Source organism: Acetanaerobacterium elongatum (assembly GCF_900103835.1).
GTDB classification, from domain to species: Bacteria; Bacillota; Clostridia; order Oscillospirales; family Ruminococcaceae; genus Acetanaerobacterium; species Acetanaerobacterium elongatum.
The window spans coordinates 33,317-57,157 of the sequence record NZ_FNID01000014.1 but is presented as its reverse complement, the minus strand read 5'-3'; the positions used below and the strand labels follow the sequence as shown (position 1 = coordinate 57,157).

The window sequence follows — 23,841 nt, the reverse complement described above, 5'->3', positions numbered from 1 at the left end:
GGGCGGTATAGACAAGCCTATGCAAAAGGTGTATAATCTACAAGTATTGTGTAAAGGAAACGCTGATTAAAGCAATTCATAATCCGCTCAGTGACGAATTTTCGCGGCTTTGAATTGCTGCCTTACGACTTGATCATCGTATCCTCCTGTTCCAGCAATCGCTGACTAGTATTATGGGTGGATTTTCACCCCGATTCCTTGATATTTGAAAGGGTAGATAGACCATGAAAAAAGTAATCCGTTTTATTTCTCTGGCACTCTCTGCAATGATGATGTTTGCGCTTACCGCCTGCGCCGGCGCCAATGCCAAATGGGTGGTTACGGTTGATGGCGTGCAGATACCCACCGGCCTGTACCTTTATTATCAGTTTAGCGCCTATCAGCAGGCCGCCAGCAAGATTACCGATACCAAGACCGACGTGCTCAAGCAGAAGATTGAGGATCAGGACGCCAAGGTGTGGATTTATAACAAGACCATCGAGCAGTGCAAACGCAAGGTAGCCATTGAACGTGAGTTCGAGAAGCTTGGCCTTGCCCTTACCGCCGAAGATCAGGCCTCCATTGATCAATCCACCGAATATGCAATTTCCCTTTACGGCACTGTATACGAGAAGAACGGTATCGGCAAGGAGACTTTGAAGAGCGCCATTACGGTGGAGCAGAAGAACACCGCCATCTTTGACAAATACTACGGCAAGGGCGGCCTTGAAGAGGTTAAAGAGGAAACCCTGAAGGATTACTTTGTAAACAACTATGCGATTATCTATGCCTTTGGCACCAGCGTTAGCGGAGCGGACGACGCCACCAAGACCAAGACCAAAACCGCCGCCAACAACGCCCTTGCAAGTGTTAAGTCCGGTAAGAAGATTACCGAGGCTGCCGCTGCCTTTAACAAGGAGATTAACCCCAAGTATGAGGTAACCGCAAACGATACCGACGACAACTATAAGATGATCGTGAAGAAGGACGATTCAAACTACCCGCAGACCCTGCGCGACGCAGTTTTTGCCGCGAAGAACGATGAGCCGTTTATCTTTGATAAAGAGGACTATGTGTTTGTGGCTGTCCGCAAGGATACCAAGAGCGACACCGCTGAATTTGAGAAGGTGAAGTCAAGCATTCTCTCAGCCCTGAAGGGTACCGAGCTCTCTGATAAGATCACGGCTTTGGGCAAAGACCTTCCGGTAACCGAGGATAAGGCTGCTATCAGCTATTTCAGCCCTAACAACATTAAGCAAGCTTAACAGCCGAATATTGTAACATCGTTGCCCCCGGAACTTCCGGGGGCTTTTTGTTGTTGTGTGGGAATACTTGAATATGGGTAATAATTACATAAATTCCCGAATAAAATATGTATGTTTTGCGCACGGCTGAAAGCTCGAATACCACATTGGTTAAAATTGATGGGAATGTGGAATTCATATGTGAATTTTAGATAAACATCAGGCAAAATGAAATACAAACTTAATTTATTTTTACTAAAAAACTATTGAAAAATGGTATGGATGTGGTAAAATAAAAGAAAAACTTTCCTGCTAAGCTGTAAGCTTGGGGGAGTAAAAACAATAACGTTAATTATTATGAAAAACAAAAGTCGCCAAAAATGGCAAGCGATTTCGTTCATAATAGATAGGGTTACGGATGTCGAGGAGAGAGCGAATGAAAAAGAAGGACAACACAGCCCCTAATAAAGGTGAAAATGATCTGTCGGTGTTTTTATTCCATGAGGGTACGAACTACCGGGCGTATCACTTTTTGGGGTGCCATTTAACAGCGGAAGGTGCGATGTTCAGGGTGTGGGCGCCCCGCGCCGCTCAGGTTTCGGTGGTGGGCGACTTTAACGGCTGGAATAAAGAGCGTAACCTCATGACCCGCCTTACCGAGGAAGGAATATGGGAGTGCTTTATCCCCGGTATCAAGCAGTATGACAGCTATAAATACTGCGTTTTCACCGCCGACGGCCGGGAGCTGCTGAAGGCCGATCCGTTTGGCTATCACTGCGAAACCCGCCCGCAAACGGCCTCCAAGGCCTACGACCTTTCGGGTTATACCTGGCATGATGAGCGCTATAGGCAGGGGCTACATAACCGCAATATCTTTAAAAGCCCGATGAACGTGTATGAGGTGCATCTGGGTTCGTTTAAGCGCCACCCCGACGGCAGCCTTTTAAGCTATGAGCTGCTGGCCGACGAGCTTGTGCCCTATGTAAAAGAGATGGGGTATACCCATATAGAGGTGCTGCCGGTTACCGAATACCCATACGACGGCTCGTGGGGGTATCAGGTGACAGGTTATTTTGCGCCCACTTCTCGCTTTGGCACGCCGCATGACTTTATGCGCTTTGTAGACCGCTTTCATCAGGCGGGCATCGGTGTAATACTGGATTGGGTTCCGGCGCACTTTCCCAAGGATGAACACGGGTTATTCGAGTTCGACGGTACCAAGTGCTATGAATATGCCGATAAGCAGAAGATGGAGCACGAGGGCTGGGGCACGCGGGTATTCGACTACGGCAAAACCGAGGTACAGTCTTTTCTGGTATCAAGTGCACTGTTCTGGTTTGACCTTTACCATATCGACGGGCTTCGCGTAGATGCAGTGGCTTCAATGATCTACCTGGATTACGGGCGCGAGCGCGGGCAGTGGACACCGAACATAAATGGCGGCCGCGAGAACCTGGAGGCTGTTGCTTTTCTGCGAAAGCTCAATCAGGCGGTATACGAGGCGTTCCCCGATGCCATGATGATTGCCGAGGAATCCACCGCGTGGCCGATGGTAACCAAGCCGCCCTATGACGGGGGCTTAGGCTTCAGCTTTAAGTGGAACATGGGCTGGATGAACGATATGCTGCAGTATGTTTCTACCGACCCGCTGTTCCGCAAATATAACCATAACAAGCTTACCTTCTCGTTTGTATATGCCTTTTCCGAGAACTATATCCTGCCCATCTCGCACGACGAGGTGGTGCACGGCAAGTGCTCGCTCATCTCTAAAATGCCCGGCGAGTATGAAGAAAAGTTTGCTCAGATGCGCGCGTTTTTGGCGTTTATGGCAGCGCACCCCGGTAAGAAGCTGCTGTTTATGGGGCAGGAGTTCGGGCAGTTTATTGAGTGGGACTTTCAAAAGGGCCTCGACTGGCTGCTGCTGGATTTTCAGCCGCACCGCAAGCTGCAGCACTATGTAAAAACCCTGAACCATTACTATTTGCAAACGCCTGCGCTATGGCAGAACGACGATAGCCCCGAGGGCTTTGCGTGGGTGGCGGGTGACGACACGCAGCACAGCATGATCATCTTTCGCCGAAAGGGCGAGGCTGCGGGTGAAGAACTGCTGATAGTGTGCAACTTTACCCCCGTAAGGCGCAGCGGCTACCGTGTGGGGCTTCCCTATAAGGGCCGCTGGCGTGTGGTGTTTAACACCGATGACACCGAATACGGCGGTACCGGCTGCACGGTGCTTACCCAGTACACCGCCGAAAAGCAGCCGTGGCACGGGTTTGCACAGTCGGCAGAGCTGGATATCCCGCCCTCCTCTATCTTGTATTTAAGGCCATCGGCCGCAGCGGCAAGGTCGGCGCTGCGGGCAGAAAAGCCTTCGCATAAAACCGCGGAAACCACCGCAAAAAAGGGAAAAGGCAAGGTGTAATTCATTGCCGATGCCCAACGAATCCTCCCCCGCAATATCAGGCAGAAAAAGGAGAAGACTAAACTATGATTCGCAAAAAGGAATGGATTGCAATGCTTCTTGCCGGAGGGCAGGGCAGCAGACTGCATGTGCTCACAAAAAACCTTGCAAAGCCCGCGGTACCCTACGGCGGAAAGTATCGCATCATCGACTTTACACTTTCCAACTGTGTGAACTCCGGCATAGACACCGTCGGCATCCTCACTCAGTACCAGCCGCTGGAGCTTAACGAATACATCGGAAACGGCCAGCCGTGGGATTTAGACCGCAGCCACGGCGGTGTACATGTGCTTTCCCCCTACCAGAAGGCTACCGGCTCCGACTGGTACCGCGGTACGGCCAATGCCATCTACCAGAACATCCATTTCATCGAGGGCTACGACCCCGAGTACATTGCGGTGCTTTCCGGCGACCATATCTATAAGATGAACTACGAGAAGATGCTCGATTTTCATAAGGCAAAGAACGCCGACTGCACCATTGCGGTAATCACCGTGCCGTGGGAGGAGGCCTCCCGCTTCGGTATTATTGCAGCGGATGAGGACAGCAGGATCTTTGAATTTGCAGAGAAACCCCAAAAGCCCAAGAGCAACCTTGCCTCGATGGGTGTATACATCTTCTCGTGGAAGAAGCTGAAAAAGTATCTGGAGGAGAACGAGCGCGACCAGAACGCCTCCAAAGACTTCGGCAAGGACATTATCCCCGCCATGCTTGCTGACGGGCAGAAGCTTGTGGCCTACCCGTTTGAGGGCTACTGGAAGGACGTAGGCACCATCGACAGCCTGTGGGAGGCCAACATGGACCTGCTCGACCCCAAGGTGCCGCTTGAGCTGCACGACCCTTCGTGGAAGATCTATGCGCGCAACCCCGTTATGCCGCCGCACTATGTAGGCGAGGAGGCTAACGTTCAGAACGCTATGATTGCCGAGGGCTGCAATATCTTCGGTACGGTGGATTTCTCGGTGCTGTTTGCCGGGGTTACTATTGAAAAGGGCGCTGTGGTGCGCGACAGTATCATCATGCCCGGTACGGTTATTAAAAGCGGCGCGGTGGTGCAGTATGCCATTGTGGCCGAGGATGTTATAATCGGCGAAAACTGCGTGGTGGGTATGCGCCCCGAGCAGGTGGAAAACAAGGACGACTGGGGCATTGCCGTTATCGGCGCCGGGGCAAAGCTCAAAGCGGGCAGTGTGGTGAAACCCAAGCAGATGATCGACGCCGACCGGCAGGAGGAATAGCTTGAAAGAACATTCTTTTAAGCGTTGAAAAATGTCTTTCGCAGTATAACCGCTTCTGCCGCAAAGCGGCATCGACACTTTTTATAATCGGTTTTATGCCCTTTCTTTTGGGCATAAAGCCTAAAAGAAAGGGCATGGATCTTACTATGCAAGATAGAAAAAAGATTCTGGGGATTATCTTCTCCAATATGCACGATGAGATGCTCAGGGAGCTGACCGAAAAAAGAACGATGGCATCCGTGCCGTTTGGCGGGCGCTACCGCTTTATAGATTTTACGCTTTCATCCCTTGTAAACTCCAACATCCAGTCGGTGGGGGTTATTACCAAAAGCAACTATCAGTCGCTGATGGATCACCTCGGCTCCGGCCGTGAGTGGGACCTTGCCAGAAAGCGCGAGGGGCTGTATATCCTGCCGCCGTTCGGCAATGCAGGGGTTTCGGGTATCTACCGCGGTCGTATTGAGGCACTGGCGGGCATTATGGGCTTTATTAAGCATTCCGACGCGCGCTATGTGGTGCTGGCCGACTGTGATACGATCTGCAATTACAATATCAAAACCATCCTTAACGAGCATATCGAAAAAGAGGCCGAGATTACCGCCGTTTACCAGAGAAAGGAGCTCAATGCCCAAAACTGCCGCGATGCCACGGTATTCAGCTGCAACGAAAGCGGGCGGATTACCGATGTAATGATTAACCCCGGCATTCAGGGCGAGTGCAACGTATCGCTTAATCTGATGATTATGGAAAAGGCGCTGCTGGAGCGGCTGGTAACCGAGAACATGAGCCGCAACCTTTTCAGCATGGAAAAGGACGTGCTGCAGGCGAAGGCCTCTGCCATGAGGCTCTACGGGTATGAATACAAGGGCTTCTGCGCCAAGATTGACAGCATGCGCGACTACTTTGACGCCAACATGATGATGCTGAACAAAGAAGTACGCGACGAGCTGTTCATCAACAACGGCCCCATCTATACCAAGGTGCGCGACGATATGCCCGCCAAGTATGGCCTCAACTCCAAGGTAACCAACTCGTTGATAGCCGACGGCTGTATGATTGAGGGAGAGGTTGAAAACTCGGTGCTGTTCCGCGGGGTTACCGTTGGCAAAGGTGCGAAGATTTCCAACTCTATTATCATGCAGGATACCAGCATCGGCGAAAAGAGCGTGCTGAACTACTGCATCACCGATAAGGATGTGACTATAAAGGACAACCGAATGCTGATGGGTTACCTTTCCTACCCCGTGTTTATCTCCAAGGCCAGTGTGGTGTAACTGCTTTAATATTGCGACAGTTTACTGCCCTCTTGTATGCTATCATAAAACAGATAACCGTATACATAGGCGGTGGAATAAGGATGGCAGGCCTGTTTGTATAGCAAAAGGATCTTATTTCAAACAAGCCTCAGTAAAGGAGACGACGGATTATGAGCCAAACAAAAGGAAAGCAGGAAAAGGCGCAGGAGGAAAAGAAGCCCGCGGCGAAGGCATCTGCCAAGAGCGGTGCGGCAAAAAAGGCAGCCGCCGAAACAACGGAGAAAAAAGCTCCCGCAAAACGCGCTGCAAAAAAAACGGCGGAATCCGCGGCGCCCAAGGCTAAAAAGGCACCAAAGCCCGCCAAGGCCGTGGAGACGCCTGTTGCAGAAATGGTGCACCCGATTATGGAGCCGACGATGCCTCCGGTTTCGGCACCGGCACCGTTAAAGGTGTTGTTTATCGCCAGCGAGGCGCAGCCGTTTATCGCCTCGGGGGGGTTAGCCGATGTGGCGGGTTCTCTGCCTAAGGCGCTGAAAGACGAGGACGTAGATTGCCGTGTGGTAATTCCACTTTACAGTGATATCAAGCCCGCCCTGCGTGAAGGCCTGCACTTTCTTACCAGCTTTGAGGTGGATTTAAGCTGGCGCAAGCAGTACTGCGGTATCTTTGAGGCCATCGAGAATGGGGTTACCTATTATTTAATCGATAACGAGTACTACTTCAAGCGCCCCGGGCTATACGGCTATTTTGACGATGCCGAGCGGTTTGCCTACTTCTCTAAGGCAGTGCTGGAGATGCTGCGCCATATAGATTTTGAGCCCGATGTTCTAAACGCCAACGACTGGCAGACGGCGCTTGTGCCGCTTTACCTCAACCTGTTTTACCGCGGGGTGCCTAGCCTGCAGCGGGTAAAAACCGTGTTCACCATCCATAACATCCAGTATCAGGGAATGTACGGCATGGAACTGTTGGGGGACGTGCTGGGCGTTGACAAGCGCGACGCTCGTTTCTTGGAGTATGGTGCCGCAATAAACTTTATGAAGGCCGCTATCGAGATGAGCGACCGCGTAACCACCGTAAGCCCCACCTATGCGGAGGAGATTCTTGACCCATGGTTCTCGCATGGGCTGGATGGCTTTTTGCAGGCTCGTCGATTCAAGCTCTCGGGTATTTTAAACGGGCTGGACACCGATATGTATAACCCAGCCGCCGATTCGCTGATCTATGAATGCTACGATGTAAACACCCTTGATAAAAAGGCCGTCAACAAAGAGGCGCTGCTGCGCGAGCTTTCAATGCAGCCAATGGAGAACACGCCGCTCATCGGGGTGGTATCCCGTTTGGTGGCACACAAGGGGTTAGACCTGATTAAGTATGTGTTTGAGGATATGCTGCGCGTCGGCACACAGGTGGTGGTGCTTGGCTCCGGTGAGCATATGTATGAGGAGTTCTTCCGCAGCATGCAGGATAAATACCCGCAGAACGTGCGGTTTATCGCGGGCTTTATTCCGGCACTCGCCCATAAGATCTATGCGGGCGCCGATATGTTCCTGATGCCCTCTAAGAGCGAGCCGTGCGGCCTTGCCCAGATGATAGCGGCACGCTACGGTACGGCGCCGATTGTACGCGAAACGGGCGGGCTGAAGGATACCATCCGCGATTTTGGCAGCGGCGACGGCAACGGCTTTACCTTTAAAACCTACAACGCCCACGATATGCTGGGTGCGGTGGAGCGTGCGAGGGGCTGTTATCTCAATAAAGAGGCGTGGACAGCGCTGCAGCGTGCGGCCATGACCTCCGACTTTACATGGGGGAAATCAGCAAAGGCTTATAAGGATTTGTATCAGTCTATTTAAGCAGTTAAGTATAACAATAAGGCCGCAGGGAACAGCACCCTGCGGCCTTTGCTATGGTTGAATTATTACGCGTTGGTGGCGCGCTTATTCTTGGAGATAACAAGCGTTATAATCAGGAATGCGGCCGCGAAGCCCAGCTGAATCAGAATACCGTAAACAATCGGCAGCGTATCAGAGGCGGCCTTCAGGTTAAGAATGGTCTTAACATACCAGTAGGTGGGGGTAAAGCTTGAGATTTTCGTTACCGTATCCCCCAGAAGCTCCTGAGGTACAAATACGCCGCTGATGAAGCTTAAACCAAGGGAGAAGACGTTAGCAATAATGTTCTGTACGTTTTTGCTCTTGATAAGGCTGCCGATTAAAAAGCTGATGCTCAGGCAGACAAGGGTATAAACCAAAGAGTTTACAAAGAGCATAACCATATCGGCATTGCCGATTTGAGCGGGGTGCAGCACATAAACAAAGCCGCATAAAATTGCCCATACAGCAACCGAGAACACGATATTGCCTAAAAACAGCTGCAGGTTAAAGCTTAGGTTTGGCAGGGTAGAGGCCATATTGCGCTTTCGAACATCGGAGTTCATGAACACCATCATGATGGAGGTAACCCCAAGAATCATCACAGCCATCATAGAATAGGTGAGGTAGATAAAGTAGCTATAAAAGGTGTTATCAGTATTGTCTACAGCTTTCTGCTGGGTGGAAAGCGTTACCTCGGCGGTATTTTTCAGGTCGTTTTTCACATTGGTTATCAGCTGCGTGGTTGTAATATCGGGCAGAGCAGCGGAGTAGGTGGAAGCCAGCCCCAGGTAACGGGTGAGCAGAAAGTCGAGCTGAACGGCTGCGGTGGAATCGGGCTTGGTTGTTTTCTCAAGCAGGATATTATGGCCGCCCTTTAAAAAGTCCTCGCTGAAGCCCTTTGGAATGTGCAGGATATACTCCACGTCTCCGAAAAACAGCGCATCCTGAAGGCTCTGCTTATCGGTTTTAACACTTACTATTTCAGCATTTTCGGCAAGATAATTCTCCATCCCTTGTGCGAATACGGCGCCTGCATCGTCGTTTATTACCGCAATACGGCACTTGGTAGAAGAGAATTCTGTAACCGCAGCGGGCTTATTAAAAAGCGTGGTCATTACGGCAAGGGAGAGGAATATTATCACATAAACCAGCATAATAGAAAGGTTTTTGCGTATAACCTTGAAATAAACCTTAAAGACTTGCATATTTCTGCCTCCTCATGATGAAGTAAACAATCAAAAACAGCAGCCCTGAAAAGCCGAAGAGCAGACCGATGTTTAAGAAGTAACGATTCAGGGTGTCGTAATAGTATAACGCATAGAACGCATCAGAGATGAGGCTGGCAGGGTTGAGATACGAAAGGATAGGCACGTTTCTGGCCACGATATACTTTATGGCGGGGAACATCAAGCCGGAGAGAAACGAGAAAATCATGGAAAGGCCGATAATAACAGCAATCTTAATTCCTTCACGCTTTTTCATAACGGCGCCTACCATGGCACCGAAGGCTACACCCATAAAGCTTCCTGCTACGACTGCCAGTATAATATACCCAAGCTTATCGCCGAATTGTACGCCGATAACAAAATAGAGGTAGCAGATAAGCAGCAGAATGGTAAGAATTTGTATCAGAACCGCCGCTAGCAGCGAGTAGCCGAACACCTTCATCTTGTGCACCGGGGCAAGGTTTACGCGCGCCCCCTGACAGGTTTGGTTTGCCTGAACCGCCGAAACTTCCTTTAGGCCCTGAAATCCGCCGTAAAGGCAGGCCATGGCAATCAGCGCAAAGTAGTAAACAAGGGTATCGTCAGGTTTCGCGTCGGTGCTTACCTCTTTAAAATAGTTTACATCTTTCTGTGTAGTGTCCATGAGGGCCTGAATGGCAGAGGGGTTTTGCATAAGGATTTCTTTATATGCAGAGCTCACCTGCAGGTAATGGTCGGCGAAGGATTTTAGGATTGTTTGCGAAATGCCCGATTCCTTTACCACCACACGAAGCTTATCGCCCTCAAGCGGCAGCAGGTAGCCCTTGATCTTGTCATCCTTTAAAAGCTGTGCTGCTTTTTCTTCGCTGCAGGCAGTAAGCAGGAACATCTTATTCTCGCCTTCGCTTGATACCCCTTCAAGTGCCGGCTTCAGCCCCGGGCTCATCTGGTAGGCGGCGTTATCCACTACCGCTATCGGTATCTCTTTAAATGTGTCAAGGCTTGAGAGATTGGTAAATGCAAGCCCGAACAGGGTTGCCAGCAAAATAGGAAAGAGTGCGGTCCAGAACATCATCCCGAAATCGCGCATAAGGCATTTCAACCTGGTTGTAAATATATGAAGAAACACAGCCTAATCCTCCTTATGCGTTATCACGAAGCTGTTTGCCGGTAATCTCAAGGAAAACATCGTTGAGGGTGGGCAGCTCGCAGAAAATCTTTCCGTAGCCGATGCTGTGCTGCTTTAAGTACTCTACAACCTCGGTGAGGTTGTTCTTGCCGCGCTGCGACTTTACCACCAGTGTGTTCCCAACACACTCCACCGAGTTTACTCCTGCGATATTTTTAATACCTACGGTTTGTGCGCATTCGGCACCAAAGATCTCTACCGTAATTTTTTCGCCGGTTTTAATCATCCCCTTGAGCTCCTCTTTGGTGCCCGAGGCTACGATCTTGCCCTTATCCATAATGGCGATGCGGGTGCAGATCTGCTCTACCTCCTCCATGTAATGCGAGGTGTAAATGATGGTGGTGCCCTGACGGTTGAGCTTTTGAATACCCTCAAGAATATTATTGCGGCTCTGCGGGTCTACCGCAACAGTGGGCTCATCTAGGATAATAAGCTTTGGCTTGTGGGCGATGCCGCAGGCGATATTTAAACGCCGCAGCAGGCCGCCGCTGAGCTTTTTGGGGTAGAATTTGCAAAAGTCGTTTAGGCCGACAAAGTCGATGGCTTCTTCCACCAGCTGCTTGCGCTTGAGTTTATCGGTTACATACAGCCCGCAGAAGTAGTCGATATTCTCATAAACGGTGAGCTCCTCAAATACCGCCACGTTCTGAAAGATGATGCCGATGTTGCGCTTAAGTTCGTAGGCGGTGGGGGTCATGGGCTTATCAAATACCTCAATATCGCCCTTATCATATTTCAGCAGCGATAAAATGCAGTTGATTGCGGTGGTTTTACCCGAGCCGTTGGGGCCCAGCAGACCGAACACCTCGCCCTCGCCAACCGAGAGGTTCAGATGGTCGAGCGCAATCAGGTCTCCATATCTCTTTACCAGGTTTTCTACCTTTACTACCATACCGGTCACAGTCCTTTCCATGTCGTGCGTTTAATCTATGATTGAATTATAAACCCTTGACGGTTCGTTTGGGAGTGAGATGCCTCCCGTTTGGACATGACAAATGTCATCACCCCGAATGACGGATGTTTAAGCAGGTGGTTGTAGCCCTGCTCTTTTTATGCTAGTATTTACAATAGATTAGAGGGGGTGCGCAAGGTGTACGGGCTTTTGAACAAGACAATCCTTTTTGTGCTGTGTATGCTGGTGTTTCTTCCTGTCAGCGGCAGCCTGTATGCGGTGGCGTGGGTAATCTTAGCCGTAATGGTTACTGCACTCAATGAATACCTTGGGCAGGATAGGGTAAAGCTCATCCTGTTTTTGGCCTATTCGGCGCTGTGTATCTTTATAAAGCAGCCCCTGTGCTTTTTGCCGCTTATCTGTTACGATATCGGGTTTTTAAAGCCTAAATGGGCGGTGTTTCTGGCAGCTGTTCCGCTTGCGCTTCAGGTGAGCGCGGTGGGCCTGCTGAATGCGGCGCTGATTGCCGTATTTTGCGGGCTTGCCTGCCTGATGAAATACCAGACCGCGACGCAGCAAAGGCTCAGAAGCGAGTTTATCTCCCTGCGCGACAGCGCAAAGGAGCTTTCCATCAGCCTGCAGGAGAAGAACAGAGAGCTGCTGGAGAAGCAGGATTATGAGGTGAACCTTGCCACCCTGCGCGAGCGCAACCGAATCTCGCGCGAGATGCACGATACGGTGGGGCACCTGCTTTCCAGCGCCATTTTGCAGATTGGCGCGCTGCTGGCAATCACTAAGGATGAGGCTCAGCGCGAGAGCCTTAGGCAACTAAAGGACACCCTCTCGAAGGGGATGGACAGTGTGCGCAAGAGCATCCACGACCTGCATGATGAATCGGTAGACCTGCTTTCAGAGGTGCAGGCGCTGGTAAACGGCTTTCGTTTTTGCCCCGCAACACTGGAATACGACGTGCAGGAGAACCCGGAGCGCGCCGTAAAATATGCGTTTATCGCGATATTAAAAGAGTCGCTCTCCAACGTATCAAAGCATTCCAACGCCACACAGGTGCAGGTGATTATACGCGAGCACCCCGCCCTTTACCAGCTGATTGTACGGGATAACGGCAGCATGAAAACCCGTATAAACAATGAGGGGCTTGGGCTTAAGAATATCCGTGACAGGGTAGACAGCTTAGGGGGCATCCTGCACATCACAAAAGAAAACGGCTTTGAGCTGTTTATCTCGGTGCCGAAGGGCCCGGATAATGAAACCGCTGCGGGAAAGGCAGGATTGCAGATATGAGGATTGTAATAGTGGATGACGACCGGCTGGTGAGCATGTCGCTGAAAACCATTGTAGAGGCCTCGGGGGATATTGAGGTAGCGGCCACCGGCGGCAGCGGACGGGAGGCTGTCTCGCTTTATGAAGACCAACAGCCCGATATTCTGCTGATGGATATCCGCATGGACAACATGACAGGGCTGGAGGCTGCGGATGTTATACTGAAAGCCCACCCGCAGGCAAGGGTGCTCTTTTTAACCACCTTTGCCGACGACGAATACATCATCCGCGCGCTCAAGATCGGTGCGAAGGGGTACATATTAAAGCAGAATTTCGAGAGCATTGTACCGGCACTGAAGGCGGTATACAGCGGACAGACCGTATTCGGCGAGGATATTGTCGCAAAGCTGCCACAGCTGATGCAGGAAAGCACGCACACCGACTTTGCCGCCTTTGGGCTTACGGAAAAGGAAACCGAAATCCTCACCCTGATTGCCGACGGACAGAGCAATAAGGAGATAGCCTCATCGCTTTACATGGGCGAGGGTACGGTGCGCAACACCATCAGCGTGATTCTTGAAAAGCTGCACCTGCGCGACCGCACGCAGCTGGCAATTTTCTATTACCGCAACGTAAGACAGTAGTATAAAGGAGTAATGACAAATGACAATCAAGCAAACCCTTTGCAGGGTATACACGCAGGACATCAACGATACTGTTGCCTTTTACGAAGAGCTTTATGGGGAAAAATGCAGGCTGCGGTTTGAATATAAGCAGACGGGCTTAACGCTGGCGCAGGTGGCGCAAGTGCTGATACTCAGCGGCTCGGAGGAGGCTCTCAAGCCCTTTGCTCAAACCAGGGTAACCTTTCAGGTGGATTCGGTTGCGGAATACAAAGAGTATCTTTTAAATAGCGGCGCGGAGATTATACGGGATATCACCAAGGTTCCCACCGGATGGAATATGACGGTGCGGCACCCCGACGGCACCGTAGCGGAATATGTGGAATTTTCTCAGCAGTAAAAGTGAGGGTTCTTCATAGGCGAATAGCAGCAATGTTTACTTTTTAGCAGGTGTTGCCGCTATTTTTTCATCAAAAAATTTTGTTGATTAAATGTAAAAATATTGATATAATTCAAAATAATATATAAGCTAATTTGCAGTACAATGTCGGAAAGGGATACATAGCTATGAAAAAACGCATGCTGTTTTGTGAATGCGGGCCGCTGTGCTATAAAATCTCGCTGCTGAAGGAATATCTGCTAAGAGATATAAAAGACCTGCTCTCCGGCGAACGCTTTGCGAAAGCCCATGCGCCGCAGAGCCTAGAGCATATCGTAAAAGGGCACCGTTCCATGCTGTTAAGACAGCTGACGGGGGTGGATATGCAGCTGCAGCGCAATAAGGTAATCAACCTTAGGCTGGCCGCCGCTAAGGTGGACGGACTAACCATCTACCCGGGTGAGACCTTCTCTTTTTGGAAAACGGTAGGTAAGGTAAGCGCGGCGAAGGGCTACAGCATGGGCATGACCTTGGTGAAGGGCCGCCCGAAGGCCGATGTGGGCGGCGGACTTTGTCAGCTTGCCAATATGGTTCACTGGCTGGTGCTTAACAGCCCGCTTACGGTAACCGAGCTCCACCACCACGGCGACGCGGTTTTCCCCGACAGCGGACGCCGTGTGCCGTTTGGCACCGGCACCTCGGTGTTTTACAAGAATATCGACTACCGATTTAAAAATACCACCAATCAGCCCGTTCAGCTGCGGGTGTGGCTGGATGAGACCGACCTCTGCGGCGAGCTGCGCTCACAGACCCCTTACCCCAACCGTTATCGTATAGAAGAGGAGGGGCATTGCTTTGTAAAAGAAGGGGAAGACTATTACCGTACCAGCCGCGTTTACAGGCGGATTATCAGCCGTTTAACGGGTGAAACCCTTGGGCGCGAGCTGGTTTTACAGAACCATTCTCGCGTACTGTACGACCATAGTCTCATCCCGCCCGAACAGATAAAGCAGGAGGAAACCCTCGATGCTGTTACAGCAGATTCTTGAAAACTGCCGTCTATACCCTAACAGAACAGCATACAGCTCCCAACAAGGGTGCCTAAGCTACGATGCGCTGGTGAACGCTGCCCTTGCGGTAGCCGAGGCGATACGGCAGGCTTCCCCGGGGGAGGAGCCGGTATTGGTTTACGGGCATAAGCAGCCGATGATGCCGGTGTGCTTTCTGGCCTGCCTGCTGCTGGGCAGGGCATATGTTCCGGCCGATAGCGGCACCCCGCCTGCACGCATCAAGCAGATGGCGGAGCAGGCGGGGTGTACCTTGCTGCTGGCGGTGGAGGAGCTTGAGATCAGGGGCTTGCCTTCTTTAGCCCTGCGGGATATGGAAAGTGCCTGTATAAAGCAGCAATATCCGGCGCGGCAGTTTAAAGAACCGTCGGCGGATAGCCTTGCTTATATCCTATTTACCTCGGGCAGTACAGGAATGCCCAAGGGGGTAATGGTGAGCTACGGGAATCTTGACGGCTTTATCGAATGGCTGCGGCAGCTCCCCGCAATTCGGGAGACCGATTGTGCTGTGGTGCTTAATCAGGCAGCGTTCTCCTTCGACCTTTCGGCAGCAGACATCTACCTTGCTTTCTCCACCGGAAGAACGCTGTTTGTACTGGAGAAAACGGTTCAGCAGGATTACCCCCTGTTTTTTTCACGCTTAAAAGAGAGCGGAGCGGGAATTGCGGTGATGACACCTTCATTTGCCGAACTCTGCCTTGCGGATGAGCTGTTTAACGAGCGCCTGCTGCCGAACCTGCGGTGTATCTTCTTCTGCGGGGAAACGCTGCACCCTGTTACCGTACAGCGCTTGAAGGAGCGCTTTACGGGGCTGCGGGTAATCAACGCCTACGGCCCCACCGAGGCGACGGTGGCGGTGACGGCGACGGAGATTGACGGCGAAATGGTGCGGCAGCAGAGATTATCACTGGGCTGTGCAAGGGAGAAAACCCATATTATTATTGTGGATGAAGCGCTCGCCCCCCTGCCGAACGGTGAGACAGGGCAGATATTGATTGTAGGTTCCGCGGTGGCAAAGGGTTACGCGGGCGGGCTGCAGGGCGGGTTTATGGAATATAACGGCTTGCCCGCCTATTTAACGGGAGATTACGGCTTTCTGAAAAACGCAGAGCTGTATTTCAGCGGCAGGGCCGATACACAGGTTAAACGCGGTGGCTACCGCATAGAGCTGCAGGATATCGAGCAGAATCTTAATCAGCAGGACGGCGTGGCCAAGAGTGCGGTGGTGGCGGAGGAGAAGGGCGGCAGGCTGGTGCTGCACGCCTTTGTGCAGCCAAAGGCAGACTCCGATACTACAGCCACAGAGGTACGCAGGCAACTGGCCCAGCGTCTTCCCGCCTATATGCTGCCCAACCGTATACATTTGATGGTGTCGCTGCCGCTTACCGCAAACGGCAAGTGTGACCGGATGGCGCTCAAGATGCGGCTCAACCGGGAAGAGGGGTAGTGTTATGGACGTTAACAGTATGAGAGAAGAGGTTTTAGCCATCCTCGCGCAGGTTTGCGGAGAGCGGGAGATTCTTCAAAACGACGAGCTGGACCTTTTTGAAACCGGCCTGCTCGATTCGCTTGCCCTCATTAATCTGCTTGATGAGCTGGAGGAGCGGCTTAACATTGTTATTCAGCCCTCACAGGTGAAGCGGGAGTGCTGGCGTACGCCGAGGAATATTGTTGAGCTGGTGGAAGCTAACCGCTAAATGCCGCAGCCGCGAAAGTTTCACCATAAAATAGCATGCCGGCAGAAATGAACTCCTGCCGGCTGAATTATTTATCTGAAAAGATACAGGCGCTTTAGTCTCTGCAATTGACTTTTGTCAAGATGATGTATTACAATAGTAAAGCAGCAAATTCGGCGCATGGTCTGACGGCAATGGGCTGAGTGGTTGAACATTTTGTACGGAGGATTATGGTATATGAGAAAGAGAGTTAGTATAATTCTGGCGGCAGTTATGGCAATGGTACTGCTGCTTTCGGGCTGTGCTCAGAACGCAGGCAAAAAAACCTTTACTGTTGGGTTTGATAAGGAATTCCCCCCTATGGGCTTTGTAGCCGACGACGGCTCCTACACCGGCTTTGACCTTGACCTTGCGAAGGAAGCCGCCAAGCGTATGGGCATGGAGCTGAAGCTTCAGCCGATTAACTGGGACTCTAAGAACATGGAGCTGGATTCCGGCAACATCGACTGCATCTGGAACGGCTTCACCATCAACGGGCGCGAGAATGAATACGAGTGGACAAAGCCCTACATGAACAACAACCAGATTGTTGTGGTGCTTAAGGATTCCCCCATCAAAGCCTTTGCGGATATCAAGGATAAGGTTGTGGGTGTGCAGGAGGATTCCAGCGCCCTTTCGGCTATCGAGAACAACGCAAACTTCAAGAGTCTGCCCAAGCAGCTTGTAAAGACCGACTCCAACATGAAGGCGCTGATGGAGCTGGAGGCCGGATCGGTGGACGCTGTTGTAATGGATGAGTGCGTGGCACGCTATAACATAGAGAAAAAGGGCAAGGGCTTCACGGTGCTTGACGAGGTAGTAGGCGCCGAAGAATTCGGCGTAGGCTTTAAGAAGGGCAATACCGCGCTGCGCGATCAGGTAGAGAAAACCCTGCTTGAGATGGCTAAGGATGGCGCCAACGCCAAGATCTCCACCGACTGGTTCGGCAAGGATATTACCACCATCGGTAAATAATAGCCCTAAAAGGAAGGAACCTTCATGATGCTCACGGTACATACGGCGGCGCTTCTTGCTGCGCAGAGCAGTACATTCTCTCAAAAGCTGACGGCGGTATTCACCCAGCTTTCAGTGGGGCTGCTCACCACCCTTGAAATCTTTGTGCTCACGCTGGCACTCTCGCTGCCGCTTGGGCTGCTGGTTTCGTTTGGGCGGATGTCTAAAATCGGCATTCTGCGCTGGGTGGTAAAGATCTATATCTCCATCATGCGCGGCACGCCGCTGATGCTGCAGCTGATGGTGGTATACTTTGGCCCTTACTACATCTTTCACATCAATATCAGCAGCGAGTACCGCTTTGTGGCCGTAGTCATCGGGTTTGTGCTCAACTACGCGGCCTATTTTGCCGAAATCTACCGCGGCGGCATTGAATCAATGCCCGCGGGGCAGTACGAGGCCGCCCAGGTGCTGGGCTTCAGCCGACAGCAGACCTTTATGCGCATTATTCTGCCGCAGGTGTTCAAGCGCATCATGCCGCCCGTTACCAACGAGGTGATTACGCTGGTGAAGGATACCTCGCTTGCGATGGTAATATCGGTAAGCGAGATGTTCACCAACGCGCAGGCGCTGGCCTCGGCGCAGGTTTCGGTAATACCGCTGGTGGTGGCGGGTATCTTCTACTATATCATGAACTATGTGGTGGCGTGGGGCATGGAGCTCATTGAAAAACGCATGAACTACTACCGGTAAACTGAAAGATAAATCTTTCGGTTTTAGGTTTTGTGCTTTTCAGCCTGAAGACTGAAATTTCGGCTTCGCCGAAACCGCACAATTCCCGTAAAGGAATGGTCATTTAAAATGAATTTGCTTGAAATGAAGAATATCGGCAAGGCGTTTGACGGCCTTGAGGTGATTAAAGACATCTCGCTTTCGGTAGAAGAGGGAGAGGTGCTGGGCGTAATCGGGCCTTCCGGCTCGGGCAAAAGCACCCTGCTGCGCTGTGCCACGCTGCTTGAGAAGGTAGATACCGGTACCATCCTTTACAAGGGTGAGACACTGGTGCATACCGACGAGGCAGGCACCGCGGTTTATGCCCCCCCCGCAGACATTAAAAGGATACGCTCCTATTTCGGGCTGGTGTTCCAGAACTTTAACCTGTTTCCCCACTTCTCGGTGCTCAGAAACATCACCGAGGCGCCTATTCATGTGGCGGGGCAGACGAAGGAGCAGGCCGTGGAAAACGCGCGCAGGCTGCTTCGGCAGATGGGGCTGGAGGATAAGGAGGACGCCTACCCCTACCAGCTTTCGGGCGGGCAGCAGCAGCGTGTTTCCATTGCGCGGGCGTTGGCCTTAAAGCCGGATATCCTCTTTTTTGACGAGCCCACCAGCGCACTCGACCCGGAGCTGACGGGCGAGATTTTAAAGGTCATCCGCGAGCTTGCCAGCGAGCGCATGACGATGGTGATTATCACCCACGAGATGGGCTTTGCACGCGATGTGGCCGACCATATCCTCTTTATGGACGACGGCGTGATTGTAGAACAGGGCAACGCGCAGGAGCTGATCAACAACCCGCAGCAGGAGCGCACCAAGCTGTTTTTGAACCGATTTTTTAACCAATAGGGTTGAATTATTTTTAAGCTACAATTATTAAAACGCAGCGTTGAAGATCAGTACATTCACGCTGCGTTTTTGTTATATAAAAAGCTCCTCGTAAGAAACCATGAGGATTTCCTTAATCAGTTTTATTTCATCGGAGCAGATATATACCGCCGACCAACCTACAAGCGAACTTCAAGGCGTAGATTATACCCTCGTTAATTCTATATATAATCCATTCACACAAGAGTACTTCTTTCAGTGCATCTAAACCGAAAATTGGCGGTATAGCTGATTTTCAGTTTATTTTTTCTTCTTAAAGATAATCAGCTTGCTGAGCACATAGTTGATGATGATAACAAGGATGTTCGAGAGAATCTTAATCACTAGCTCGTTAAAGCCGAGAATACTTACAAACAGGTACATAATGCCCATATCCAAGGCACCGGAGAACAGGCGCGCGCCCACAAACAGCACCAGTTCCTTTAAAACAAGGCCAACGTGCAGGCTTTTGCTCTCGAACACAAACAGCTTGTTGGTCACAAACGCAAACAGTACCGAAATTACCCACGCGGCGGCGTTGCTCACCATCAGTGCGGTGTCCTTATCCATGCTCAATACAAGCAGCTTGTTCAGCGCCCAGAAGGAAACGATGTTAATGAGCGTAGTCAGCCCCCCGAACACCAGGTAGAGGATAGTTTCCTTATATTTTTTAAACAGCTCCAGGCACTTCTCGTAAAGTTGTTTCAAATTATAACATCTCCAAACATAAAACATCTCGGTTTTTTATTATATCAGTTTTTAACGTAATGTCTACTAAACAAATTATCAGAAGCTATGACTGTCTGTTAGTCTGCGGAAAGCAGGGTGCTCATCTGCCACGGTTTTAGTACAAAGGAAATAAAAAATCTTACGCTGCTTATTGGAAAATGTGTTAAAATGCTATATACTGAAGTTATACACATCTTTTACGGTTCGGGGGTTTTTTAATGCGGCATATCTTTATCATAAACCCTGTGGCAGGCAAAGGCAAGCATGTTACCGCGCTGATTGAAACGATACATACCGTGTGCAAAGAAAAGGGTGCCGACTATGGAATCTATATCACCAAGGCCGTTGGCGACGCCGCCGAATTTGTAAAAAGCACCTGTGAGGCAGGTGGCGAAACGCGTTTTTATGCCTGCGGGGGGGACGGAACCCTCAGCGAGGTGGTAGCGGGGGCTTATGGCTATTCAAATGCTCAGGTGGCGGTGGTGCCCTGCGGCACGGGCAACGATTTTGTGCGCAGCTTTGCGGGGGTTCCCTTTCACGATATCGCCGCGCAGCTGGCGGGGGATGTCCACCATCTTGACCTGATTAAAACCAATCACGGTATCTGTACGAATCTGTGTTCAATCGGCTTTGACTCGGCAGTGTGCATGAACATGGTGCGCTATAAAAAGATGCCGCTGGTTACCGGCAGCATGGCGTATATCATGGCGATTATACAGTGCTTTTTCTTTCAAAGGCTTGGCAATACACTAACCCTGACGATAGACGGAGAGACCCTGCCCACAGAGGACTTTGCCATTGGTGTATGCGGTAATGGCATGTGCTACGGGGGCGGTTTTTATGCAGCGCCGCGCGCGAGCTTAGAGGACGGCCTCCTGGAGATTGTGATGGTAAGAAAGATTAACCGCGCACGGTTTTTAAAGCTGATTGGCACATACAAAAACGGCAAGCACCTTGATGATAAGAACTTTTCCGACGTGGTGTTTTATACCCGTGCCCGTAGCCTGCATATCTCGTCGGCGCAGGATGCGGTGGTAAACTACGACGGCGAATGCGAGGTTACCCGCGAGATGTCGGCGGAGGTTTTACCCGGGGCCATCGCGTTTTCGCTGCCGCTTGCGCATGTAAAGGGCGCACAGCCCAAGCTTGCGGGCAGTGCCAGTGCAAAGGGTATTTGTTAAAAGTCGATATCATTATATACTGTATTTTTTGGGCGGTTGTAATCAGCCGCCCGTTCTTTATTTTCAGGAATTGGCTTATATTTTTTAACAATTTGTAAAAAATAGACCCGTTAAATAAACTCCCCTTGATTTTTCGAAAAAAACGGATACAATAGTACATAGATTAGCACTCAATAACTTTGAGTGCTAAAAATAAGCACACGGTATCCATATACGCAGGGCGCGGATGATGGAACCCCGTGCAGATTCTAATCTAGGAGGAATAGAGAATGACTATTAAACCTCTTGCCGATAGGGTAGTAATCAAGATGGTGGAAGCAGAGGAAACCACAAAAAGCGGTATTATCCTTACCGGCGCCGCAAAGGAAAAGCCTCAGGTAGCTGAAGTAATTGCTGTTGGCCCCGGCGGGCTTGTAGACGGCAAGGAAGTTAAAATGTATGTTGCTGTGGGCAACAAGGTGCTTACCAGCAAGTATTCCGGCACCGAGGTTAAGGTAGACGGCTGCGAATATGTAATCGTTCGTCAGTCCGACATCCTTGCGGTAGTTGACTAAAATATTAGAAAAATTAAGGGGGCATAAACAATGGCTAAGGTTATCGCTTACGGCGAGGAAGCAAGGAAATCCTTACAGGTTGGTCTTGATAAGCTCGCTGATACTGTTAAAATCACACTTGGGCCGAAGGGCAGAAACGTAGTTCTGGATAAGAAATTCGGTGCGCCGCTCATCACCAACGACGGCGTTACCATCGCAAAAGAGATTGAGCTGGAAGACCCGTTTGAGAACATGGGCGCTCAGCTTGTGAAAGAGGTTGCCACCAAAACCAACGATGCGGCCGGCGACGGCACCACCACCGCAACCCTGCTTGCTCAGGCGCTGGTGCGTGAGGGCATGAAGAACGTTGCGGCAGGCGCTAACCCCATGGTGCTCAAGAGAGGCATTCAGAAGGCGGTTGATAAGGCTGTAGAAGCTGTAATCGCCAACTCCAAGAAGGTAGGCAGCAGCGAGGATATCGCCCGTGTTGCTACCGTTTCCGCAGGCGACGAATCCATCGGCAAGCTGATTGCCGAGGCGATGGATAAGGTTACCGCCGACGGCGTAATCACCATCGAAGAGAGTAAGACCGCCGAGACCTACACCGAGGTTGTAAAGGGCATGCAGTTCGACCGCGGCTACATCACCCCTTACATGGTTACCGATACCGAGAAGATGGAGGCTGTTATCGACGACGCCTACATCCTCATCACCGATAAAAAGCTCGCCTCTATTCAGGAGATTCTGCCCCTGCTTGAGCAGATTGTTCAGTCGGGCAAGAAGCTGGTGATCATCGCCGAGGACGTTGAGGGCGAGGCACTTTCCACCCTTATCGTAAACCGTTTGCGCGGCACCTTCACCTGTGTTGCCGTAAAGGCACCTGGCTTTGGCGACCGCCGCAAGGAGATGCTGCGTGATATCGCCATCCTCACCGGCGGCGAGGTAATCAGCGAGGAGCTGGGCTTAGACCTGAAGGAAACTTCCGTTGCACAGCTTGGCCGCGCCCGTCAGGTGGTTGTTCAGAAGGAGAACACCATCATCGTAGACGGTATGGGCGACAAGAACGAGGTTAAGAGCAGAATCGCACAGATTAAGGCGCAGATTGAAACCACCACCTCCGACTTTGACAAGGAGAAGCTCCAGGAGCGTCTTGCCAAGCTTTCGGGCGGCGTAGCCGTTATCAAGGTTGGTGCTGCTACCGAGATTGAGATGAAAGAGAAGAAGATGCGTATTGAGGACGCACTGTCCGCCACCAAGGCCGCTGTGGCCGAGGGTATTGTAGCGGGCGGCGGCATCGCACTCATCAACGCTATTCCTGCCGTATTAAAGGTTGTAGGCGAGAGTGAGGGCGACGAAAAAACCGGTGCGAAGATTGTGCTTCGCGCGCTGGAAGAGCCCCTGCGTCAGATTTCTGTAAACGCCGGCCTCGAGGGCTCGGTAATTGTAAACAAGGTGCTTGCCGCCGATAAGGTTGGCTACGGCTTCGACGCTTACAACGAGTCTTACGGCGACATGCTCTCGATGGGTATTGTAGACCCCACCAAGGTTACCAGAAGCGCATTGCAGAACGCGGCTTCCGCTGCGGCAATGATTCTTACCACCGAATCCCTTGTGGCTGATAAGCCCGAGGAGCATCCGGCGGCTGCTCCCAACCCCGCAGCCATGGGCGGTATGTATTAATTCCCAAGGGTTCAATAAAATACAGATTCAAGAGGCGGGCAGCGATGCCCGCCTCTTTGGCTTATATATTAGGATAAACACTGCATCAAACGATTGCGCCGTTTTTTGCGTGCCAATTTCAATATCTGTTGTTGTAAACGTACTTTTGTGGTATAATAAACCATAATATGTTTATGATTTTTTATTGAATATTTGTCTATTGGGAAGATTTCGTATAATCATTGAAAAGAGGTTTTGTTATGCAGGGTTATATGCCGGTTGTGTGGCTGATTGCCACCATTGTATTCAGTGTAGCGGAGGCCGTTACTGTGCAGCTTATCTCTATCTGGTTTGCGGCAGGGTCGCTGATTGCGCTGGTTTCCAGTATGCTGGGTGCGCCAGTGTGGCTGCAGGTAACCCTGTTTTTTGTCGGAACGGGCATATTGCTGATAGCAACACGACCGATTGCCAAAAAGCTCATCGGTACCAAAAAGGTTGCAACCAATGCAGATATGGTTATTGGCAGCACCGGAATTGTGGAGCAGACGATTAACAATCTGCACGAAACTGGCAGGGTGTTTGCTAACGGGCTTTCGTGGGCGGCGCGCAGCGAGGACGGCAGCGAGATTGCCGCCGACGAAACGGTGGTTATCAAGCGCATTGAAGGGGTTAAGCTCTTTGTAGAGAAGCCGAAGAAAGAGCAATAATGCTCATAAGCTGGTAGTTTAGCTCCTC

General features: G+C 51.0%; 22 protein-coding genes. 18 read left to right on the top strand and 4 right to left on the bottom strand.

Translation table 11 applies throughout. From position 1 onward, the window contains the following. Positions 1-224: 224 nt before the first annotated feature. The 5 genes from BLR50_RS06715 to glgA all read left to right on the top strand — a co-directional run bounded on the left by BLR50_RS06715 (position 225) and on the right by glgA (position 8,034). Positions 225-1,244, top strand: a complete 1,020-nt coding sequence (locus tag BLR50_RS06715; protein ID WP_092639845.1) for a hypothetical protein — start codon at positions 225-227, stop codon at positions 1,242-1,244. A gap of 415 nt (positions 1,245-1,659) precedes the next feature. Continuing rightward, positions 1,660-3,645 carry a 1,4-alpha-glucan branching protein GlgB gene (gene glgB, locus BLR50_RS06710; RefSeq protein ID WP_092639843.1) on the top strand — a complete coding sequence of 662 codons (1,986 nt, stop codon included), beginning with the start codon at positions 1,660-1,662 and terminating at the stop codon, positions 3,643-3,645. A 65-nt stretch (positions 3,646-3,710) separates the two neighbouring features. After that, a complete protein-coding gene (locus BLR50_RS06705; RefSeq protein WP_092639841.1) occupies positions 3,711-4,922 on the top strand; it encodes a glucose-1-phosphate adenylyltransferase in 1,212 nt (403 codons plus the stop codon). 146 nt (positions 4,923-5,068) lie between these two features. Then, positions 5,069-6,196 (top strand): glucose-1-phosphate adenylyltransferase subunit GlgD, encoded by a 1,128-nt coding sequence (gene glgD, locus BLR50_RS06700; RefSeq protein ID WP_092639839.1) that lies wholly within the window; start codon positions 5,069-5,071, stop codon positions 6,194-6,196. 152 nt (positions 6,197-6,348) lie between these two features. Then, a complete protein-coding gene (glgA, locus tag BLR50_RS06695) occupies positions 6,349-8,034 on the top strand; it encodes a glycogen synthase GlgA (RefSeq protein WP_341465413.1) in 1,686 nt (561 codons plus the stop codon). A gap of 65 nt (positions 8,035-8,099) precedes the next feature. Here the strand turns inward: glgA and BLR50_RS06690 are convergent, their stop codons facing one another. Genes BLR50_RS06690 through BLR50_RS06680 form a run of 3 tightly spaced genes read right to left on the bottom strand, consistent with a single transcriptional unit; the run spans position 8,100 to position 11,341 of the window. Further along, positions 8,100-9,260: an ABC transporter permease gene (locus BLR50_RS06690; RefSeq protein ID WP_092639837.1), complete on the bottom strand. Its 1,161-nt coding sequence runs from the start codon at positions 9,258-9,260 to the stop codon at positions 8,100-8,102. Continuing rightward, the gene (locus tag BLR50_RS06685; protein WP_092639835.1) at positions 9,247-10,389 is read right to left on the bottom strand and encodes an ABC transporter permease; all 1,143 of its coding nucleotides are present in this window, start codon (positions 10,387-10,389) and stop codon (positions 9,247-9,249) included. Before BLR50_RS06685 ends, BLR50_RS06690 begins: the two co-directional genes overlap by 14 nt. 13 nt (positions 10,390-10,402) lie before the next feature. Next, complete coding sequence (locus tag BLR50_RS06680; RefSeq protein ID WP_092639833.1) at positions 10,403-11,341, bottom strand: ABC transporter ATP-binding protein; 939 nt, start codon at positions 11,339-11,341, stop codon at positions 10,403-10,405. A gap of 210 nt (positions 11,342-11,551) precedes the next feature. On the opposite strand from BLR50_RS06680, the gene BLR50_RS06675 reads away from it, so the two are divergent. From BLR50_RS06675 to BLR50_RS06635, 9 genes are all read left to right on the top strand, one after another. Beyond that, positions 11,552-12,643 (top strand): sensor histidine kinase, encoded by a 1,092-nt coding sequence (locus BLR50_RS06675; protein ID WP_242871704.1) that lies wholly within the window; start codon positions 11,552-11,554, stop codon positions 12,641-12,643. Beyond that, positions 12,640-13,266, top strand: coding sequence for a response regulator (locus BLR50_RS06670; protein WP_092639831.1), 627 nt, complete (start codon positions 12,640-12,642; stop codon positions 13,264-13,266). The genes BLR50_RS06675 and BLR50_RS06670 overlap by 4 nt, the downstream gene beginning before the upstream one ends. Positions 13,267-13,285: 19 nt before the next feature. Then, on the top strand, positions 13,286-13,645 hold the full coding sequence (locus BLR50_RS06665) for a VOC family protein (protein WP_092639829.1): 360 nt from the start codon (positions 13,286-13,288) through the stop codon (positions 13,643-13,645). Between the two features lie 167 nt (positions 13,646-13,812). Then, positions 13,813-14,673 carry a VanW family protein gene (locus BLR50_RS06660; RefSeq protein ID WP_092639827.1) on the top strand — a complete coding sequence of 287 codons (861 nt, stop codon included), beginning with the start codon at positions 13,813-13,815 and terminating at the stop codon, positions 14,671-14,673. Continuing rightward, positions 14,651-16,138 carry an AMP-binding protein gene (locus BLR50_RS06655; protein ID WP_092639825.1) on the top strand — a complete coding sequence of 496 codons (1,488 nt, stop codon included), beginning with the start codon at positions 14,651-14,653 and terminating at the stop codon, positions 16,136-16,138. The genes BLR50_RS06660 and BLR50_RS06655 overlap by 23 nt, the downstream gene beginning before the upstream one ends. Positions 16,139-16,142: 4 nt before the next feature. Continuing rightward, positions 16,143-16,388: a D-alanine--poly(phosphoribitol) ligase subunit DltC gene (dltC, locus tag BLR50_RS06650; protein ID WP_092639823.1), complete on the top strand. Its 246-nt coding sequence runs from the start codon at positions 16,143-16,145 to the stop codon at positions 16,386-16,388. Positions 16,389-16,604: 216 nt separating this feature from the next. Next, on the top strand, positions 16,605-17,381 hold the full coding sequence (locus BLR50_RS06645; RefSeq protein WP_092639821.1) for an amino acid ABC transporter substrate-binding protein: 777 nt from the start codon (positions 16,605-16,607) through the stop codon (positions 17,379-17,381). 27 nt (positions 17,382-17,408) lie between these two features. Beyond that, entirely contained in the window at positions 17,409-18,113 is a 705-nt protein-coding gene (locus tag BLR50_RS06640) for an amino acid ABC transporter permease (protein WP_092639883.1), read from the top strand. 108 nt (positions 18,114-18,221) lie between these two features. Further along, positions 18,222-18,986, top strand: coding sequence for an amino acid ABC transporter ATP-binding protein (locus BLR50_RS06635; RefSeq protein WP_092639819.1), 765 nt, complete (start codon positions 18,222-18,224; stop codon positions 18,984-18,986). A gap of 279 nt (positions 18,987-19,265) precedes the next feature. Here BLR50_RS06635 and BLR50_RS06630 read toward each other — a convergent pair whose 3' ends face one another. Further along, positions 19,266-19,712, bottom strand: a complete 447-nt coding sequence (locus BLR50_RS06630) for a GtrA family protein (RefSeq protein ID WP_242871703.1) — start codon at positions 19,710-19,712, stop codon at positions 19,266-19,268. A 239-nt stretch (positions 19,713-19,951) separates the two neighbouring features. Here BLR50_RS06630 and BLR50_RS06625 point away from each other — a divergent pair, with 239 nt between their 5' ends. The 4 genes from BLR50_RS06625 (at position 19,952) to BLR50_RS06610 (ending at position 23,813) form a co-directional block, all read left to right on the top strand. Continuing rightward, on the top strand, positions 19,952-20,914 hold the full coding sequence (locus BLR50_RS06625) for a diacylglycerol/lipid kinase family protein (protein WP_092639815.1): 963 nt from the start codon (positions 19,952-19,954) through the stop codon (positions 20,912-20,914). Between the two features lie 269 nt (positions 20,915-21,183). Then, positions 21,184-21,468, top strand: a complete 285-nt coding sequence (locus BLR50_RS06620; protein ID WP_092639813.1) for a co-chaperone GroES — start codon at positions 21,184-21,186, stop codon at positions 21,466-21,468. Positions 21,469-21,498: 30 nt separating this feature from the next. After that, positions 21,499-23,127: a chaperonin GroEL gene (groL, locus tag BLR50_RS06615; RefSeq protein ID WP_092639811.1), complete on the top strand. Its 1,629-nt coding sequence runs from the start codon at positions 21,499-21,501 to the stop codon at positions 23,125-23,127. 239 nt (positions 23,128-23,366) lie between these two features. Beyond that, the gene (locus BLR50_RS06610; protein ID WP_092639809.1) at positions 23,367-23,813 is read left to right on the top strand and encodes an NfeD family protein; all 447 of its coding nucleotides are present in this window, start codon (positions 23,367-23,369) and stop codon (positions 23,811-23,813) included. Positions 23,814-23,841: the final 28 nt, after the last annotated feature.